At 67.7% G+C, this 17,255-nt stretch carries 17 protein-coding genes; 13 read left to right on the top strand and 4 right to left on the bottom strand.

All coding sequences use genetic code 11. The features are described from left to right. The first annotated feature begins 12 nt into the window (after window positions 1-12). The 6 genes from HW466_RS04770 (at window position 13) to HW466_RS04745 (ending at window position 5,552) form a co-directional block, all read left to right on the top strand. Window positions 13-870, top strand: coding sequence for a hypothetical protein (locus HW466_RS04770; protein WP_151007004.1), 858 nt, complete (start codon window positions 13-15; stop codon window positions 868-870). Beyond that, window positions 867-2,078 (top strand): acyl-CoA dehydrogenase family protein, encoded by a 1,212-nt coding sequence (locus HW466_RS04765; RefSeq protein ID WP_174905697.1) that lies wholly within the window; start codon window positions 867-869, stop codon window positions 2,076-2,078. The genes HW466_RS04770 and HW466_RS04765 overlap by 4 nt, the downstream gene beginning before the upstream one ends. 152 nt (window positions 2,079-2,230) lie before the next feature. Continuing rightward, window positions 2,231-3,439: a zinc metallochaperone GTPase ZigA gene (gene zigA / locus HW466_RS04760; protein WP_174905696.1), complete on the top strand. Its 1,209-nt coding sequence runs from the start codon at window positions 2,231-2,233 to the stop codon at window positions 3,437-3,439. Window positions 3,440-3,499: 60 nt separating this feature from the next. Then, window positions 3,500-4,420, top strand: a complete 921-nt coding sequence (gene folE2 / locus HW466_RS04755) for a GTP cyclohydrolase FolE2 (protein WP_174905695.1) — start codon at window positions 3,500-3,502, stop codon at window positions 4,418-4,420. Then, window positions 4,414-4,995: a 6-pyruvoyl trahydropterin synthase family protein gene (locus tag HW466_RS04750; RefSeq protein WP_151005752.1), complete on the top strand. Its 582-nt coding sequence runs from the start codon at window positions 4,414-4,416 to the stop codon at window positions 4,993-4,995. The genes folE2 and HW466_RS04750 overlap by 7 nt, the downstream gene beginning before the upstream one ends. Then, window positions 4,992-5,552, top strand: coding sequence for a gamma carbonic anhydrase family protein (locus HW466_RS04745; protein WP_151005750.1), 561 nt, complete (start codon window positions 4,992-4,994; stop codon window positions 5,550-5,552). The genes HW466_RS04750 and HW466_RS04745 overlap by 4 nt, the downstream gene beginning before the upstream one ends. Before the next feature lie 151 nt (window positions 5,553-5,703). Here HW466_RS04745 and HW466_RS04740 read toward each other — a convergent pair whose 3' ends face one another. Next, entirely contained in the window at window positions 5,704-6,168 is a 465-nt protein-coding gene (locus HW466_RS04740) for an Lrp/AsnC family transcriptional regulator (RefSeq protein WP_081053177.1), read from the bottom strand. Window positions 6,169-6,340: 172 nt separating this feature from the next. Here HW466_RS04740 and HW466_RS04735 point away from each other — a divergent pair, with 172 nt between their 5' ends. Further along, entirely contained in the window at window positions 6,341-6,967 is a 627-nt protein-coding gene (locus HW466_RS04735) for a LysE family translocator (protein ID WP_059528415.1), read from the top strand. Window positions 6,968-6,973: 6 nt separating this feature from the next. On the opposite strand, the gene HW466_RS04730 is transcribed toward HW466_RS04735, so the two are convergent. Continuing rightward, window positions 6,974-7,822 carry a helix-turn-helix domain-containing protein gene (locus HW466_RS04730; protein ID WP_151005749.1) on the bottom strand — a complete coding sequence of 283 codons (849 nt, stop codon included), beginning with the start codon at window positions 7,820-7,822 and terminating at the stop codon, window positions 6,974-6,976. Window positions 7,823-8,076: 254 nt separating this feature from the next. Between HW466_RS04730 and HW466_RS04725 the strand changes: the two genes are divergently transcribed. Beyond that, a complete protein-coding gene (locus HW466_RS04725; RefSeq protein WP_151005747.1) occupies window positions 8,077-9,048 on the top strand; it encodes a DUF2167 domain-containing protein in 972 nt (323 codons plus the stop codon). Continuing rightward, on the top strand, window positions 9,045-9,779 hold the full coding sequence (locus HW466_RS04720) for a site-2 protease family protein (protein ID WP_151005745.1): 735 nt from the start codon (window positions 9,045-9,047) through the stop codon (window positions 9,777-9,779). Before HW466_RS04725 ends, HW466_RS04720 begins: the two co-directional genes overlap by 4 nt. 39 nt (window positions 9,780-9,818) lie before the next feature. Here the strand turns inward: HW466_RS04720 and HW466_RS04715 are convergent, their stop codons facing one another. Continuing rightward, a complete protein-coding gene (locus HW466_RS04715; RefSeq protein WP_279610337.1) occupies window positions 9,819-11,216 on the bottom strand; it encodes an MFS transporter in 1,398 nt (465 codons plus the stop codon). A gap of 250 nt (window positions 11,217-11,466) precedes the next feature. Here HW466_RS04715 and HW466_RS04710 point away from each other — a divergent pair, with 250 nt between their 5' ends. Further along, on the top strand, window positions 11,467-13,044 hold the full coding sequence (locus HW466_RS04710; protein WP_174905694.1) for an aldehyde dehydrogenase (NADP(+)): 1,578 nt from the start codon (window positions 11,467-11,469) through the stop codon (window positions 13,042-13,044). A gap of 192 nt (window positions 13,045-13,236) precedes the next feature. Then, the gene (locus HW466_RS04705; RefSeq protein ID WP_151004818.1) at window positions 13,237-13,788 is read left to right on the top strand and encodes a hypothetical protein; all 552 of its coding nucleotides are present in this window, start codon (window positions 13,237-13,239) and stop codon (window positions 13,786-13,788) included. A 140-nt stretch (window positions 13,789-13,928) separates the two neighbouring features. Here the strand turns inward: HW466_RS04705 and kdgD are convergent, their stop codons facing one another. Continuing rightward, entirely contained in the window at window positions 13,929-14,843 is a 915-nt protein-coding gene (kdgD, locus tag HW466_RS04700) for a 5-dehydro-4-deoxyglucarate dehydratase (RefSeq protein WP_059501649.1), read from the bottom strand. Between the two features lie 230 nt (window positions 14,844-15,073). On the opposite strand from kdgD, the gene garD reads away from it, so the two are divergent. Both garD and HW466_RS04690 read left to right on the top strand, forming a co-directional pair. Then, a complete protein-coding gene (gene garD / locus HW466_RS04695; protein ID WP_151004819.1) occupies window positions 15,074-16,627 on the top strand; it encodes a galactarate dehydratase in 1,554 nt (517 codons plus the stop codon). A 181-nt stretch (window positions 16,628-16,808) separates the two neighbouring features. Continuing rightward, the gene (locus HW466_RS04690; RefSeq protein WP_059449065.1) at window positions 16,809-17,201 is read left to right on the top strand and encodes a nuclear transport factor 2 family protein; all 393 of its coding nucleotides are present in this window, start codon (window positions 16,809-16,811) and stop codon (window positions 17,199-17,201) included. The last annotated feature ends 54 nt before the right edge of the window (window positions 17,202-17,255 follow it).

Here is a 17,255-nt window from a genome sequence, read left to right as displayed (position 1 = left end):
AGAACGATACCCATGACCCTACCTACCGGCGCCCCGCGCGAATGGAACGGACAATTCGAGGAAGCGCTGTTTCTGGACGTCGCGCGACGCCATCGTCCAGGCTTCCCGGACAAGCTGGCGACACCGCCGCGCGAGCCGCGCGGTGAACACGAACTGGGCGCGGTCGCCGACTACTACACGAAGATGGCGTCGCACGACCTGTTCATCGTGCAGGTCGTCGCGAAGGCGATCGATACGTTGTTCCGCGACGATCCGCATTTCCAGCTGATCCTGTCGCGCCAGCTCGGCGACGACGGCGCGCACGCCGTGATCGGTCGCGAGCGCGTGACCGAACTGACGGGCCGCGATCCGCTGCCCGAAGTCGAGCGGCTCGTTGCCGCGCACTGGGAACGCATCGGCGATATCGCGGTGCGCGACGTCGCGGGCTTTCTCGCATTCGAATGGCATTACGAGCTGCACATCCTCGCGAAGCTGTGGATCCAGCGCAAGACCGGCCGCATCGCCGACGGCGCGATGCGCGAGCATGGCGAGAACCGGATTCGCCCGGACGAGGAATGGCATCGCGTGCAGATCGTCCAGTGGTGGTTCGACACGTTGAATGCGCTGCCGGCCGCCGAGCGCGACGCACTGATCGACCGCGTGATCGCGGCCGACGAGGAAACGCAGGCGCGGCTCGACGGCTATCTGCACGACGAGTACGCGCATACCGCGCACGTGTTCGACGCGGATATCGCCGAATACCGCGCGATCTACGACGACTGGCGGCGCGAGATCCTGTCGCGGCTGACCGGTCGGCGACTCGATGCGCTGGTGCCGCTGTCGCACGAAGTCGTTGCGCGCGAAACCGTTTCGGAGGGCGCCGTCGCATGAACGACCCGCGCAGGCCGGCGACGCTTGCGCCGGATCCCGGCGCCGGCGCGATCGACACCGACGCGCTGGCGCGCGCGATCGACGCACTGCGGGCGACGGCCGCCGAGCGCGACCGCGCGGGCGGCCACGCGGCGGACGAAAAGCGGTGGCTCGCCGATGCGGGACTGCTGACGCTCGCGGTGCCACGCGAGTTCGGTGGACAGGAAGCCGCGTGGCCGACGATCTACGACACGATCCGGCGCATCGCGCGTGTCGACAGCGCGCTTGCGCATCTGGTCGGGTTCCAGGCGCTGCAGGTGGTGAGCGTCGATGTATGGGGCAGCGCGGCGCAACGCGAACGCTATCTGCGCGGCACGGTCGAGCATCGCTGGTGGTGGGGCAATGCGGTCAACCCGCTCGACACGCGGCTCGTGGCAACCGCAACGGCGGACGGCGGCTATCGGCTCGACGGCGTGAAGGGCTTCTGCTCGGGCACGCGCGGCTCGCAGCGGATGACCGTGTCCGCGCACGATCCGGAAACCGGTCGTGCCGTGTTCGGCGTCGTGCCGACCGATCGCGACGGGATCGCGGTCGACACGGACTGGGACCCGATCGGCCAGCGGCAGACCGACAGCGGCAGCGTGCGCTTCGACGGCGTCGTGCTCGCGCCCGATGAAGTGCTGCACCGTTCCGAAACGCCGCCGACGCCGCGCGCGACGCTGCGCACGCTGGTCTCGCAACTCGTGCTGACGAACCTGTTCGTCGGGCTCGCGGAAGGCGCGCTGGCCGAGGCGCGCGACTACGTGCTGGCGCACGGCCGGCCGTGGATCAACTCGGGCGTTGCGCAAGCGAGCGACGATCCTTATACGCTGCAGCGCTTCGGCGACATGCGTGTGCAGGCGGTGGCGGCGGCGTCGCTCGCCGATCGCGCGGCAGCCGCGTTGCAGCGCGCATGGGCGCGTCGCGACGCGCTGACCGCCGACGAACGCGCCGAAGCGGCGCTCGCGGTGTCGGAGGCGAAGATCGTCGCGCAGCGCGCGGCGCTCGACAACGGCGAGGCGCTGTTCGACGCGTGCGGCGCGCGCGCGACGGCCGCATCGCTCGGCCTCGACCGCTTCTGGCGCAACGCGCGCACGCATACGCTGCACGATCCGCTCGACTACCGGCTGCGCGACGTGGGCCGGTTCGCGCTCACCGCGGAATTGCCGCCGGCGTCGCTGTATACGTAATACGCAGCGGGGGCACGGGCATGGCGCCGCGTGCTGCTGCCTTCGCTGTTGCCACATCGACGAGTCGGGCTGCTGGACGTCCGGAATGATATGTTATATCGTAGCGATACAATATATCATTTCATCTTCAACGTCCTGTACCGGAATCACCGATGAGTCCCGCCCTTCACCCGTCCCCGCGGCTTCCCGTGACCGTCCTGTCCGGCTTTCTCGGCGCCGGCAAGACGACGCTGCTCAACCACATCCTCAACAATCGCGAGGGCCGGCGCGTCGCGGTCATCGTCAACGACATGTCGGAGGTCAACATCGATGCGGCGCTCGTGCGCGACGGCGGCGCCGGGCTGTCGCGCACCGACGAGAAGCTGGTCGAGATGAGCAACGGCTGCATCTGCTGCACGCTGCGCGAGGATCTGCTGATCGAGGTCGACCGGCTCGCGCGCGAAGGGCGCTTCGATCAGCTCGTGATCGAATCGACCGGCATCTCGGAGCCGCTGCCGGTGGCCGAGACGTTCACGTTCGAGGGTGAGGACGGCCGCAGTCTCGGCGAAGTCGCGCGGCTCGACACGATGGTGACGGTGGTCGACGCGTTCAATTTCCTGCGCGACTACGCATCGCGCGACAGCCTGCAATCGCGCGGCGAATCGATGGGCGACGAGGACGCACGCACGGTCGTCGATCTGTTGATCGAGCAGATCGAGTTCTGCGACGTGCTCGTGATCAACAAGATCGACCTGATCGACGGCCGCTCGCGTGAGCGGCTGGTCGCACTGCTGCGCGGGCTGAACCCGCGTGCGCGGATCGAGATCGCCGAATTCGGCAAGGTGCCGCTCGAGCGTGTGCTCGACACGGGCCTGTTCGACTTCGACGCGGCGTCGCGCGCGCCGGGCTGGCTGCGGGAGCTGCGCGGCACGCACACGCCGGAGACCGACGAATACGGGATTCGCAGCTTCGTCTATCGTGCGCGGCGGCCGTTCCATCCGCAGCGCTTCCTCGATCTCGTCGAAAGCGAATGGCCGGGCGTCGTCCGCTCGAAGGGCTTCTTCTGGCTGGCCACGCATCCGACGGTCGCCGGTTCGTGGTCGCAGGCGGGCGCGGTTGCGCGGCACGGGCCGGCCGGCCACTGGTGGGCGGCCGTGCCGCCCGAGCGCTGGCCGCAGGATCCGGAAGCCGTCGCGCAGATCCGCGCGCGCTGGGACGAGCACGTCGGCGACGCGCGGCAGGAACTCGTGCTGATCGGCATGGACATGGACGAGCCGGCGTTGCGCGCCCGCTTCGACGCGTGTCTGCTGACTGACGCCGAGATGGCGATCGGCCCCGAACACTGGACCACGTGGGACAACCCGTTTCGCGACTGGCCCTGACCTGAACGCGCGCTGCCTGCATCGATCCGGATGGAGACGGCGCTCCACCGGATTCCAGACATGAATGCAGCGCTTCCCGATATTTCCCTGACCGATGCCGCGCCGGGCCATCGCCCGCTCGAATGGGTCGGCATGCAGAACGTCGATCTGCCTGTCGTCGTGGCGGAGCCCGGTTGCCGGCGCGACGTGCATGCACGTGCCGACGTCCAGGTCGATCTGCCTGCGCCGCGGGTGAAAGGCATCCACATGTCGCGGCTGTACGGGCTGCTCGACCGGCTTGCCGATGGCGAAGCGCTGTCGCGGGCGGGCTTGCAGCGCATGTTGCGCGCGATGATCGACAGCCACCACGACTGCGCCACGCGCAGCGCGCGCGTGCGGCTGCGCTTCGACCTGCTGGCCCGTCGCGCCGCGCTCGTGACCGAGGGGCTGGCCGGCTGGAAGGCTTATCCGGTGCAGATCGACGCGACGCTGGCCGGGGATGCGTTCGCGCTGCGTGCGCAGACGACGATTGTCTATTCGTCGACGTGCCCGTGCTCGGCCGCGCTGTCGCGGCACTGGGTCGAACAGGCGTTTCTGACGGCGTTCGGCCGCGAGGACCGCGTGGAACCGGCGGCGGTCGCCGCATGGCTGAAACGGCATGCGACGGCCGCCACGCCGCACAGCCAGCGCAGCGAAGCCGTCGTCGACGTGGCACTGCCGGCCGATGGCGCGACACTGGGGCTGATCGACCTTGTCGATCGCGTCGAGCGTGCGCTGGGCACGCCGGTGCAGACGGCCGTCAAGCGTGCGGACGAGCAGGCGTTCGCGGTACTGAACGGCGAGAACCTGATGTTCGTCGAGGATGCCGCGCGCCGCGTGCAGGCCGCGCTGGAGGATCGCCATGCGAGCCCGCGCGTGCGCGTGCGCCATCTCGAGAGCCTGCATCCGCACGATGCAGTGGCGTGGGCCGCACCGGTACGCGAAGGGGGCGACGCATGCTGATCCGCAAGCTGTTCCGGTTCGAGAACGCACACGTCGTACGTGGTTGCAGCACGCGGCGCTGCTCGCATTCGATCCATGGCCACTCGTACCGTGTCGAGTTGCTGCTCGAAGCGCATGCACTGGATCACGGGCAGATGATCTACGACTTCGGGCTGCTCAAGGGCGACGTGCGCGACCTGATCGACGCGTTCGACCATGCGGTGACGCTGTGGTCGGACGACGATCCGCGCTACGTCGAAAGCATGCGCCGGCATTCGGAGCGCTGGGTGCGGCTGCCGGTGTCGCCGAGCGCCGAGCAGTTCTCGCGCGTGCTGTTCCGGCTCGTCGATGCCGCGTTGTCGGGCACGCCGATGTCGAACGGCGAAGCCGGCGTGCGACTGTATTCGGTGATCGTTCACGAAACCGAGACCGGCTACGCACAATGCTTCCGCGACGATGCATTCAACTCGCGCATGGGCTGCATCGACCTCGACGCGATCGTGTTCGCGCCCGCGATCGTCGCGCAGTGGCGCGATCCGGGCCTGTTCGAGCGGCTCAAGCGCGGCCAGGTCCTTTCCCGGCAGGAATCGTCATGATCCGAAAAAATCCGCGCGGCGACCTGCCGCAGATTCATCCGAACGCGTTCGTGGACCCCACCGCCATCCTGTGCGGGCGCGTGATCGTCGAGGAGAACGTGTTCATCGGCCCGTACGCGGTGATCCGCGCCGACGAAACGGATGCGGACGGCCAGATCGCGCCGATCGTGATCGGTGCGCATTCGAACATCCAGGACGGCGTTGTGATCCATTCGAAATCGGGCGCGAGCGTGACGATCGGCCGGCACACGTCGATCGCGCATCGCGCGATCGTCCACGGGCCGTGCACGGTCGGCGATGGCGTGTTCGTCGGATTCAACAGCGTGCTGTTCAATTGCACGATCGATGACGGCTGCGTGGTGCGCTACAACGCGGTCGTCGACGGCTGCCGTTTGCCGTCCGGCTTCTACGTGCGGTCGACCGAACGCATCGGGCCGGAAACCGACCTCGCCGCACGGCCTCAGGTGACGCCCGACGCGAGCGATTTCTCCGAGGACGTCGCGCGGACGAACAACGCGCTGGTGCGCGGTTACAAGCACATCCAGAACGAGTTCTGATTCATGGGCGAGCGTGAGCGGCTGGACGCCGGACGACGGACGCGCGATCACGGGCTGGCCCGTGCAGCCTGTCGCGCGCGGGCAGGTCGTCGTGCGCGACGGCTAGTTGAACGGGCGGCCGGCCCGGGGAAGCCGCGACGTTTCTCGGCACCTAGATTGGCAGCCGCACCGTCTGCTTGATGCGTTTCAGCGGAATCTCGGTTTCGACGTTGCGTACGCCTTCGATCTGCGTGAGCGTTTCCATCTGAAAGCGCTGGTAGTCGTCCAGATCCTTCGCGATGACGCGCAGCAGATAGTCGTAGCTGCCGGCCATCAGATGGCATTCGAGCACCTCGGGCGCTTGCTCCATCTCGCGCGCGAAGCGTTCGACGGTCGTCTTGTCCTGACGCTCCAGCGTGACGCGCACGAATGCCGTGAATCGCAGCTCGACGGCCGCCGGGTTCAGCAGCGCGACGTACGCGTCGATGACGCCCTGTTCCTCGAGCAGGTGAACGCGGCGCAGGCAAGGCGTGGGCGAGAGGCCCACCTCTTCGGCGAGTTGGGCATTCGTCTGATTCGAGTTTCGTTGCAGCGCACGCAAGATGCGCCGATCGATGGCATCCAGCTTGATTGGCATTTTTGACTACCAACGTGATGAAGATTGGAGAATAACTCCAAACCCGACATCGAAAATAGCCGACTTCGCAGCCATTCTCCACTGCCGGTTGCCGATAATCGGACGACTGCCCGGCGTCGCAGGCGCGCGATTCCCGCCCGTCCGCCCCGGTGCCGCTTTCAGGAGAATCCCGATGCCGCACGTAGCCTGGTTGCCGTTCATGGCCACCTCCCTTCTGATCATTCTGACGCCGGGCCAGGACATGGTGCTCGTGATGTCGCGCACGCTGTCCGGCGGCACGCGGGCGGGCCTCGTAACCGCGGCGGGTGTCAGCGTCGGCTTGCTCGTGCATACGATGCTCGCGACGCTCGGCCTCGGCGCACTTCTTCAGGCATCCGAATGGCTGTTCACTGCATTGAAGATGATCGGCGCGCTGTACCTGCTGTACCTTGGCATCACGTTGCTGCGTTCGTCCGGCGAGCTGACGCTCGCGAGCGGTCGCGACGCGCCGGCGTCCGGCTTGCGCACGTTCGCGCAAGGCGCGCTGTCCAACGTGTCGAATCCGAAGGTCGCGCTGTTCTATCTCGCGTTTCTGCCGCAGTTCGTGCCGGCCGGCGCCGCGCATCCGATGCTGTCGTTGTTCGTGCTCGGCACGACGTTTGCCGGCCTGACGTTTCTCGTCAAGGGGCCGGTCGCGTTGTTCGCCGGCCTGCTGTCGACGTCAATCCGGCGCAATCCGCGCATCCTGACCCGCATGCACCGGGTGAGCGGCGCGGTGCTTCTCGGGCTGGGCGTGAAGCTGGCGTTCGAGCGGCGTTGACGATGCTCACTGAGCCGGCATCGTCTCCGCCAGCGTGCGCATCGCGTCCACCGTTTCCGGGTTCGCCGGGAAAAACGCCTCGATCGCGAGTTCCGACAGCGTGACGTCCACCGGCGTACCGAACACGGTCGTCGTGCTGAAGAACGTCAGTTCGCCGGCGGACGTGCGCAGCCGCAGCGGCACCGCGATGTCCGCGTAGTCGGCGCGTGCGTGCGTGTCGTCGGGCTGGCCGGCAGGTGCCAGATAGGCGGCGAGCTCGTCGCGCAGCGCATGCAGCGTGCGGTCGCCGCTCGCGTCGATCTGCCGTTGCAGCCGATGCAGGATATGCGCGCGCCATTCGTGCCAGTTGACGATCTGCGGCGCGAGGCCGTCAGGATGCAGGCTCAGACGCAGCACGTTGACGGGCGGCTGCAAGAGCGCCGGATCGGCCTGCTTGACGAGCGCGCCGAGCATCCGGTTCGCCGCGAGCAACGTCCAGTGACGATCCACCGCGAGTGCCGGGTACGGTTCGTGGCCGCGCAGCACGGCTTCGACCGCGTGCCGTGCCGCATCGAGCTGCGGATCGGAGAAGGGACGCTCGCGAAACAGCGGCGCATAGCCGGCCGCGACGAGCAGCGCATTGCGCTCGCGCAGCGGCACGTCGAGGCGCTCGGCGAGATGCAGCACCATCTCCCGGCTCGGCTGCGCGCGCCCGGATTCGACGAAGCTCAGGTGTCGCGCGGACACCTCCGCCTCCAGCGCGAGGGCCATCTGGCTCAGCCGCCGGCGTTGACGCCAGGTGCGCAGCAGCGAGCCGATGCCGGACACGCGGCCGGCGGACGGAGGGAGCGATTGAAGGGTGGCGGTCGAGTTCATGACGAAGATGATAGGCAATCCCGCGCGCATCGGGCATTACCTGCGAGGTAAGCATTCCGGATCGGCGCGCATTCGCGCCGCCACCTGCCGCCGCCCGAGGCCCCGTTGCGCCCCCGCATTCCGTTCCCGGATGTGCGCTGACGCTGCGTTACCATAGCTCCCGTGCCACCTGAGAGGCGACATCGGCCCGCGACCACGACGCCCGGCCGGATGCCGCGCACATTTACAACAAGGCATTCCAGGGGAATCCAACAATGAAAAAATTCGCCGTCCGCGTCGCCTTCATGGCGATGCTCGCGCTCGCCGCAACCAGCAGCCATGCGCAGACCGAAGCCGCGCAGGTCGAAATGAGGGCCGCCGCCGCGGCCGCCAACAAGGTCGTCGTGAACGGGCCGGCCGATATCGACGTCAAGCACGAAGCCGTGCTGAAGCTGAAGGAAGGCGAGTCGTTCGTGCCGGCCGCCGAAGCCGGCCGCTACCTGCGCTCGATGGGCAACTCGATCGACGAATCGAAGCTGGTCGGCCTCGTGCTGCCCACGGACCCGGACGCCGACTGGATCTCGGTCGTGTCGTTCGAGCCGAGCGGCTACATTCGCGACGACGACGCGAAGGACTGGAAACCGGACGAATTGCTGAAGAGCCTACAGGCCGGCACCGAGGCAAACAACCCGGCGCGCAAGGAACGCGGGCTGCCGGAGACCGAGGTGGTCGGCTGGGCGCAGGCGCCCGCGTACGACGCCGCCACGCACCGGCTCGTGTGGTCCGCGATCATCCGCGACAAGGGCGCGGCGGCGAACGCGCAAAGCGACGGCGTGAACTATCGGACGCTCGTGCTCGGCCGCGACGGCTACCTGTCGCTGACGATGGCGTCGACGCTCGCCGATCTGCCGAAATACAAGCCTTCGGCCGACGGCCTGCTCGCGAACATCCGCTTCAACGACGGCAAGCGCTATGCCGATTTCAACAAGTCGACCGACCACGTCGCGGAGTACGGGCTCGCGGCGCTGATCGTCGGCGTCGGCGCGAAGAAGCTCGGGCTGCTCGCGCCGATCGGCGCGTTCGCCGTGAAGTTCTTCAAGATCGGCGCGGTCGCGTTGCTGGCGGGCGGCGCGGCGCTGAAGCGCTTCTTCGGGCGCAAGCCGAAGCCGGCGGCCGTGCCGGTCGTTGCCGATGCAACCGATGCAACCGACGCTGCCGCCGTGTCCGGCACGGAGCGCAAGGAATGACGAAGCTGCTGTTGCTGATTTTCGGCGGCCTGAAGTTCGGCAAGGTGCTCATGTCGGCGGGCACCATGCTGGCGTCGATCGCGGTGTACGCGCTGTTCTACGGATGGCGCTTCGCGGTCGGCTTCGTCGCGCTGCTGCTGGTTCACGAAGCCGGCCACTACGTGGCCGCGCAGCGGCGCGGGCTCGACGTCGGGCTGCCGACGTTCATTCCGTTCGTCGGCGCATGGATCCAGCTGAAGGAGATGCCGCACGACGCCGAAACCGAAGCGTACGTCGGGCTGGCCGGGCCGTTCGTCGGCACGCTCGGCGCGCTGGCCTGCTACGCGGCCGCACGGCATTACGACAGCAACCTGCTGCTCGCGCTCGCCTACACGGGCTTCTTCCTGAACCTGTTCAACATGATTCCGCTGTCGCCGTTCGATGGCGGGCGCATCACGGCGGTGCTGTCGCCGCGCATCTGGTTCGCGGGCGTGCCCGTTCTGATCGCGCTGTTCGTGTACCGGCCGAGCCCGCTGCTGATCGTGATGGCGATCCTCGCGCTGCCGCAGTTGAAGCGCGCGTGGCGCTACGATCCCGACGCGCCGGAGAACCGTGCGTACTACACGACGTCGGTCGAGACGAAAACGACCTACGCGCTGTTCTACGTCGGCCTGCTCGCGTTTCTCGCGCTGATGACGTCCGGCGTGCACGACATGCTGCGCGTCGCGCATTCGGCGGCCCGAGCGACGTGAAAACGGCGGCCGCCGTCGCTTCCCGGTGCCTCCCCAAGGTCACGCGTCGCGATGGCGCAGCTCGACGCGCTTGATGTCCTTCACGATCACCAGATAGCTGAGCACCGTGACGAGCGCGTTCAGCCCGACGAACACGAGCGCGCCGTTGAACGAACCGCTCGCGCCGACCAGATAGCCGATCGCGATCGGCGCGACGATGCCGGCCGTGTTGCCGAACATGTTGAACAGGCTGCCCGACAGGCCGATCGCTTCCTTCGGCGCCGTGTCCGCGACGACGGCCCAGCCGAGCGAACCGATTCCCTTGCCGAAGAACGACACGGCCATCAGCACGATCACGAGCGCTTCGCTGTCGACGTAATTGCAGCCGATGATGACCATCGACAGCAGCATGCCGCCGACGATCGGGATCTTGCGCGCGAGCGTCAGCGACACGCCGCGGCGAATCAGCATGTCCGACAGCATCCCGCCGAGCACGCCGCCGAGGAACCCGCAGATCGCCGGCAGCGACGTCATGAAGCCCGCCTTCAGCAGCGACATCCCGCGCGCCTGTACCAGATAGATCGGGAACCACGTGAGGAAGAAGTACGTGAGCACGTTCACGCAGTATTGGCCGAGGTAGACGCCGAGCAGCATCCGGTTCGACAGCAGCTGGCGCACGTAATACCAGCCCGCGACGCGGCTGCCTTCGGACGCCGACGCCGCGCCGGCGCCGCGCGCGCGGGTCGGCCGGCCCGTGGTGCGCACGAGGCCGCCGCCTTGCTCGATGTGCTCGAGTTCCGCGCGGTTCACCGCCGGATGGTCGGCCGGATCCTTCATCACGCGCAACCACAGGAATGCAAGCGCGATGCCGGCGAGGCCGAGCCACAGATACACGTGATGCCAGCCATACGCATGCGTGAGCCACGCCATCAGCGGCGAGAACACCACCGCCGCGAAATACTGCGCGGCATTGAAGATCGCCGACGCCGTGCCGCGCTCGGCGGTCGGAAACCAGCTTGCGACGACCTTCGCGTTCGCCGGAAACGCGGGCGCTTCGGCGATGCCGACCGCAAAACGCATCACGAACAGCGCGGTCACGGCGAACGCGGCGCTGCCGCCAAGGCCAATCGTGCTTTGCAGCAGCGTGAACGCCGACCACAGGAAGATGCTGGTCGCATACACGCGGCGCGCGCCGAAGCGGTCGAGCAGCCAGCCGCTCGGCAATTGCGCGAGCACGTACGCCCAGCTGAACGCGGAGAAGATATAGCCCATCGTCACCGGATCAATGCCGAAGGCCTTGCGGATCGGCGTGCCGGTGATCGACAGCGTCGCGCGGTCCGCGTAGTTGAGCGTCGTGACGACGAACAGCATCGCCAGGATCCAGTAGCGCACGGCGGTGCGGCGCGCGGTGCCGGCGAGGTCGATCGGAAGATCGCGGGAGGGAGTCTGATTGGGCACGTTAAAGTAGTACGTCGTCGTATGACATGAATGAAAGTTTATGTGTCCGCTCAGAATGTGGAAACCTCGGGTTTTCCCTTTGTAAGTTGACGAAAAAGGGTAAGAATGACGGCTTATGCTCGACGGATAAGGCGCGACGCCAAGCGGCAACGCTGCGCACGCGATGCGTGAATGACGAAACGATGTCGGCAGACATCATATCTGTTGGGCTACAATGACCGAATCATTCCCGAACCACGGAGCACATCCCATGCAACTGACTGGAGAGATGCTGATCGGCCCCGAAGCGGTGGCCGGCTCGGCGGGCACCTTGCACGCGTTCGACCCGACGAAGGGTGCGACGATCGATGCGCCGGCCTTCGGCGTCGCGACGCAGGCCGACGTCGAGCGCGCGTGCGAGCTCGCGCGCGATGCCTTCGACGCGTACCGCGCGCAGCCGCTCGCGGCTCGCGCGGCGTTTCTCGAAGCGATCGCCGATGAAATCGTCGCGCTCGGCGACGCGCTGATCGAGCGCGCGCACGCCGAAACGGGCCTGCCCGTCGCGCGGCTGCAGGGCGAGCGCGGCCGCACCGTCGGCCAGCTCCGGCTGTTCGCGCGCGTCGTGCGCGACGGTCGCTTCCTCGCCGCGTCGATCGATCCCGCGCAGCCCGCGCGCACGCCGCTGCCGCGCTCGGACCTGCGGCTGCAGAAGGTCGGGCTTGGGCCGGTCGCGGTGTTCGGCGCGAGCAACTTCCCGCTCGCATTCTCGGTGGCCGGCGGCGACACCGCGTCGGCACTCGCGGCCGGCTGCCCGGTGATCGTGAAGGCGCACGAGGCTCACCTCGGCACGTCCGAGCTGGTCGGCCGCGCGATCCGCGCGGCGGTGGTGAAATGCCGGATGCCGGACGGCGTGTTCTCGTTGCTGATCGGCCCGGGCCGCGTGACCGGCGCGGCGCTCGTCAGCCATCCGGCGGTGCAGGCCGTCGGCTTCACCGGCTCGCGCCAGGGCGGCATGGCGCTCGTGCAGCTCGCAAACGCGCGCCCGCAGCCGATTCCGGTCTATGCGGAAATGAGCAGCATCAACCCGGTCGTGCTGTTTCCCGCCGCGCTCGCCGCGCGCGGCGACGCGATCGCGACCGGCTTCGTCGAGTCGCTGACGCTCGGCACCGGCCAGTTCTGCACGAACCCGGGCCTCGTGCTCGCGGTTGACGGCCCCGATCTCGACCGCTTCGAGTCCGTCGCGGCGCAGGCGCTCGCGAAGAAGCCGGCCGGCGTGATGCTGACGCGCGGCATCGCCGACGCGTATCGCAGCGGCCGCGGCAAGCTGGCCGAACTGCCGGGCGTGCGCGAAATCGGCGCGGGCGAGGCGGCGCAGACCGAATGCCAGGGGGGCGGCGCATTGTATGAAGTTGCTGCGCAGGCGTTCCTCGCCGAGCCGGCGTTCGGCCACGAAGTGTTCGGGCCCGCATCGCTGATCGTGCGCTGCCGTGACTTCGACGAAGTCGCACGCGTGCTCGACGCACTCGAGGGCCAACTGACGGCCACGCTGCAGATCGACGCCGACGACAAGCCGCTCGCGCGCCGCCTGCTGCCGATCCTCGAACGCAAGGCCGGGCGCCTGCTCGTCAACGGCTACCCGACCGGCGTCGAAGTGTGCGACGCGATGGTGCACGGCGGGCCGTTCCCGGCGACGTCGAACCCGGCCGTCACGTCGGTTGGCGCGACCGCGATCGACCGTTTCCTGCGGCCCGTATGCTATCAGGACTTCCCGGACGACCTGCTGCCCGAAGGGCTGCAGGAAAGCAATCCGCTCGGTATTCCGCGGCTGCGCGACGGCCGGGCGGAGTGATGGTGCGGCGGCACGGCGCGCAGCCGCGCCGCTTGCCGAAGCAGTGAGAGCGGGGGCCGCCTGTTGGCGGCTCCCGCTTTTTTCATGATGGCTTTCGCGTCGCCGGAATTTCTCCTACAGTAGCGGGGCCTCGGGCCGCCCGGTCCGCAGGCGGGCCTGAGAGACCACAAAATTCCAAGAGGGAGTCATCCGATGAACATCAGCAAGCGCGGCGACCACCTGTTCGCCGCCGGATTATGGAAGGTGATCGGCGGCGTCGCGCATGCCGTGCGCAGCCGGATCGGCCAGTACAGCGAAGGGCGCGTGCTCGCGAATGCGCTGCTGGAATTCCAGCGCGACCTGGGCGGCAGCGAATTCGACGTGACCATCAACCAGGGGCGGTCCGTCACGGGCTCCGACGCGCATTCGCTCATGTTCGGCCTCGCCGTGCGCCAATTCCGGCAGGACATGGAAGCGCTGGTGTTCGCACTCGAGTATCGCCGCAACATCGACGAGCACGACCCGAGCCTGCGCACCGACGCGCTGATGCAGGCCAACAGCGCGCTGTCCATCGCGAAGCAGTCGGCCACGATCACGGTCGGCCGGTTCTTCGATGCCGTCGTCGATCGCGACGTGCTCGGCCAGATTCTCGGCGGCGAGTCGAACGCGCGCGTGCGAGCGGGCGCGCAACAGCAGATCGAGGCGACGCGGATCAAGCTCGCCAACGTGCGTCACCGGATCATCGGCGTCATCGCGCAGATGTGACCGCGCGCGGCGCGGCGGGATCCGTGGCATGGCCGCCGCTGCAAACGACGGCGGCCGGCAGGTGCCGGCCGCGATCCAACACGGGCGATGCAACAAGCCGGCCGCGGTGCGGTTGAAGGCGCTGCGCCGGCCGGCCCTGCTTACTGCGGGCCCATCTTCTTGATCAGCACGTCCAGTTCGGCCATTTCGTCGTCGGTGAGGTCGACGAGCGGCGCGCGCACCGGGCCCGCGTCGTGGCCGACGAGCTTCGCGCCCGCCTTCACGATGCTGACCGCGTAGCCCGCGCGACGGTTGCGGATCTTCAGGTACGGCAGGAAGAATTCGTCGATCAGGCGGCCCACCGTTGCGTGGTCGTCCTTCGCGATCGCCTCGTAGAACGCCATCGCCGTCTTCGGGATGAAGTTGAACACGGCCGACGAGTACACCGGCACGCCGAGCGCCTTGTACGCGGCTGCGTAGACTTCGGCCGTCGGCAGGCCGCCGAGATACGCGAAGCGGTCGCCGAGGCGGCGGCGGATCGTGACCATGCTCTCGATTTCGCCGACGCCGTCCTTGAAGCCGATCAGGTTCGGGCAGCGATCGGCGAGGCGCTCGAGCATGTCGGCGTTCAGTTTCGAATTCGCGCGGTTGTACACCACGACGCCGATCTTCAGCGCGCGGCACACCTGCTCGACGTGCTCGGCGATGCCTTCCTGGCTCGCTTCGGTCAGGTAGTGCGGCATCAGCAGCACGCCGCTCGCGCCGAGGCGCTCGGCTTCCTGCGCATATTCGATCGCGACGCGCGTCGCGCCGCCGGCGCCGGCCAGGATCGGCACCTTGCCCTTGCAGGTTTCCGTCGCGACACGGATCACATCGGAATACTCGCGCTGCGTGAGCGAGAAGAATTCACCGGTGCCGCCGGCCGCGAACAGCGCGGTCGCGCCATACGGCGCCAGCCATTCCAGACGCTCGGCATAGGTGCTCGGACGGAAGCTGCCGTCCGCGTCGAAGTCCGTCAGCGGAAACGACAGCAGGCCGTGGGAGATGATCTGTTTGAGTTCTTGCGGTGAGGTCATGGTTGGGTCGTCCGTCTAGCGCGAGTGCTGGGTTCGTCGGGTACGGCATCCGGGCCATATTGGCGATGTCGTTGTATGTCATCGTACAACGCAGGAACGAGCAATGCAAGCAGCGTCCCGACAGATAAAGGGTAGGGTCTTTCCGGATAAGGGTTTACGTAATATCACCGATGGGTGTTGAATGTCGTATGATGACTAACGATCTGGCTGGTAGCCTTCCAGGAATTCCGATGACTGCTTCCCCGCTTTATATCCGCGTCCATCCGGACGACAACGTCGCGATCGTCGTGAACGACGGCGGCCTGCCCGAGGGCGCGACTTTTGCCGACGGCCTGACGCTGCGCGAAGGTGTGCCGCAGGGGCACAAGGTCGCGCTGGTCGACCTCGCCGCCGGCGACCCGATCGTCCGCTACAACGTCGTGATCGGCTACGCGCTCACCGAGCTGCGTCGCGGCAGCTGGGTCAACGAGCGCACGATGCGCATGCCCGAGCCGCCGGGGCTCGACGACCTGCCGCTCGCCACGCGTACCGCGCCGCCGCTGGCGCCGCTCGAAGGCTATACGTTCGAGGGTTTTCGCAATCCCGACGGTTCGGTCGGCACGCGCAACATCCTCGCGATCACGACGACGGTGCAGTGCGTGTCGGGCGTCGTCGAGCATGCGGTGAAGCGGATCAAGGACGAACTGCTGCCGCGCTACCCGAATGTCGACGACGTGGTCGGGCTCGAGCACACATATGGCTGCGGCGTCGCGATCGATGCGCCCGATGCCGACATCCCGATTCGCACGCTGCGCAACATCAGCCTGAACCCGAACTTCGGCGGCGAAGTGATGACCGTGAGCCTCGGCTGCGAGAAGCTGCAGCCCGAGCGCCTGCTGCCGCCCGGCGCGATTCCGCTGGCGGCCGACGGCGCGACGGACAACGGCGGCGTCGTGTGCCTGCAGGACGCCGCGCACGTCGGCTTCAATTCGATGATCGATTCGATCATGAAGATGGCCGAATCACATCTCGAGCGTCTGAACCGCCGTCGTCGCGAAACCTGCCCGGCGTCGGATCTCGTCGTCGGCGTGCAGTGCGGCGGCAGCGACGCGTTCTCGGGGCTGACCGCGAACCCGGCGGTCGGCTTCGCGGCCGATCTGCTCGTGCGCGCGGGCGCGACGATCATGTTCTCGGAAGTGACCGAGGTGCGCGACGGTGTCGCGCAGCTCACGTCACGCGCGGCGAACGAGGATGTCGCGCGCGAGATCATCCGCGAGATGGACTGGTACGACCGCTACCTGCAGCGCGGTCGCGTCGACCGCAGCGCGAACACGACACCCGGCAACAAGAAGGGCGGCCTGTCGAACATCGTCGAGAAGGCGATGGGTTCGATCGTGAAGTCGGGCAGCGCGCCGATCGCCGGCGTCGTGCGCCCCGGCGATCGGGCGCGGCAGAAGGGGCTGCTGTACGCGGCGACGCCCGCGAGCGACTTCATCTGCGGCACGTTGCAACTCGCGGCGGGGATGAACCTGCACGTTTTCACGACCGGCCGCGGCACGCCGTACGGCCTCGCGCAGGTGCCGGTGATCAAGGTCGCCACGCGCAGCGATCTCGCGCGCCGCTGGCACGATCTGATGGATCTCGATGCCGGGCAGATCGCGACGGGCGCGGCGTCGATCGAAGAGGTCGGCTGGGAGCTGTTCCGGCTGATGCTCGACGTCGCGAGCGGCAAGCGCCGCACGTGGGCCGAGCAATGGAAGCTCGCGAATGCGCTGACGCTGTTCAATCCGGCGCCGGTGACCTGACGCGTGCGGTTGCGACGGCGGACGATGCGGGCGCCTTCGGGCGCCCGTTTTCAATAGCGGCGGCGCGGTTTCCTTACCTCGAACGTAATCGACCGCCCGCGCGAGGCCGGCGACGATGGCGACACGCGAACACGAAACGTCCGCGGTGCTGTCCTCCCCTCATCCAGACCAGGAGCCTCGCATGAACACGAACGAAACCGTCCAGTCCGCTCACGCCGACCTGATCGACCGTTATTTCGACGCCTGGAACGAGTCCGACGCCGCACGCCGGCGCGCGCTGATCGATGCGACCTACGCGAGCGACGCGGCCTATCGCGATCCGCTGATGGCCGGCGACGGCCACGCGGGCATCGACACGATGATCGCCGCGGTGCAGGCGCGCTTCCCCGCGTATCGCTTTCGCCGCACGACCGACGTCGACGGCTTCGGCCAGCACCTGCGCTTCTCGTGGGCGCTCGTGTCGCCGGAGGGCGCGGCGATCGTGAAGGGTTCAGATTTCGGCACCGTCGATGCGTCGGGCCGCCTGAAGTCGGTGACGGGTTTCATCGACGAAATGCCGGCCGCGACGTCGTGACGTGAGCGACGCATGCCCGGCGGCCGCCGGGATCGGGTAACGTATGCAGTTCGT

This window comes from Burkholderia territorii, assembly GCF_902833055.1.
In the GTDB taxonomy this organism is placed as follows: Bacteria; Pseudomonadota; Gammaproteobacteria; order Burkholderiales; family Burkholderiaceae; genus Burkholderia; species Burkholderia territorii.
The sequence above is the reverse complement of the archived record's forward strand: the minus strand, read 5'-3'. Positions and strand labels throughout refer to the sequence as shown.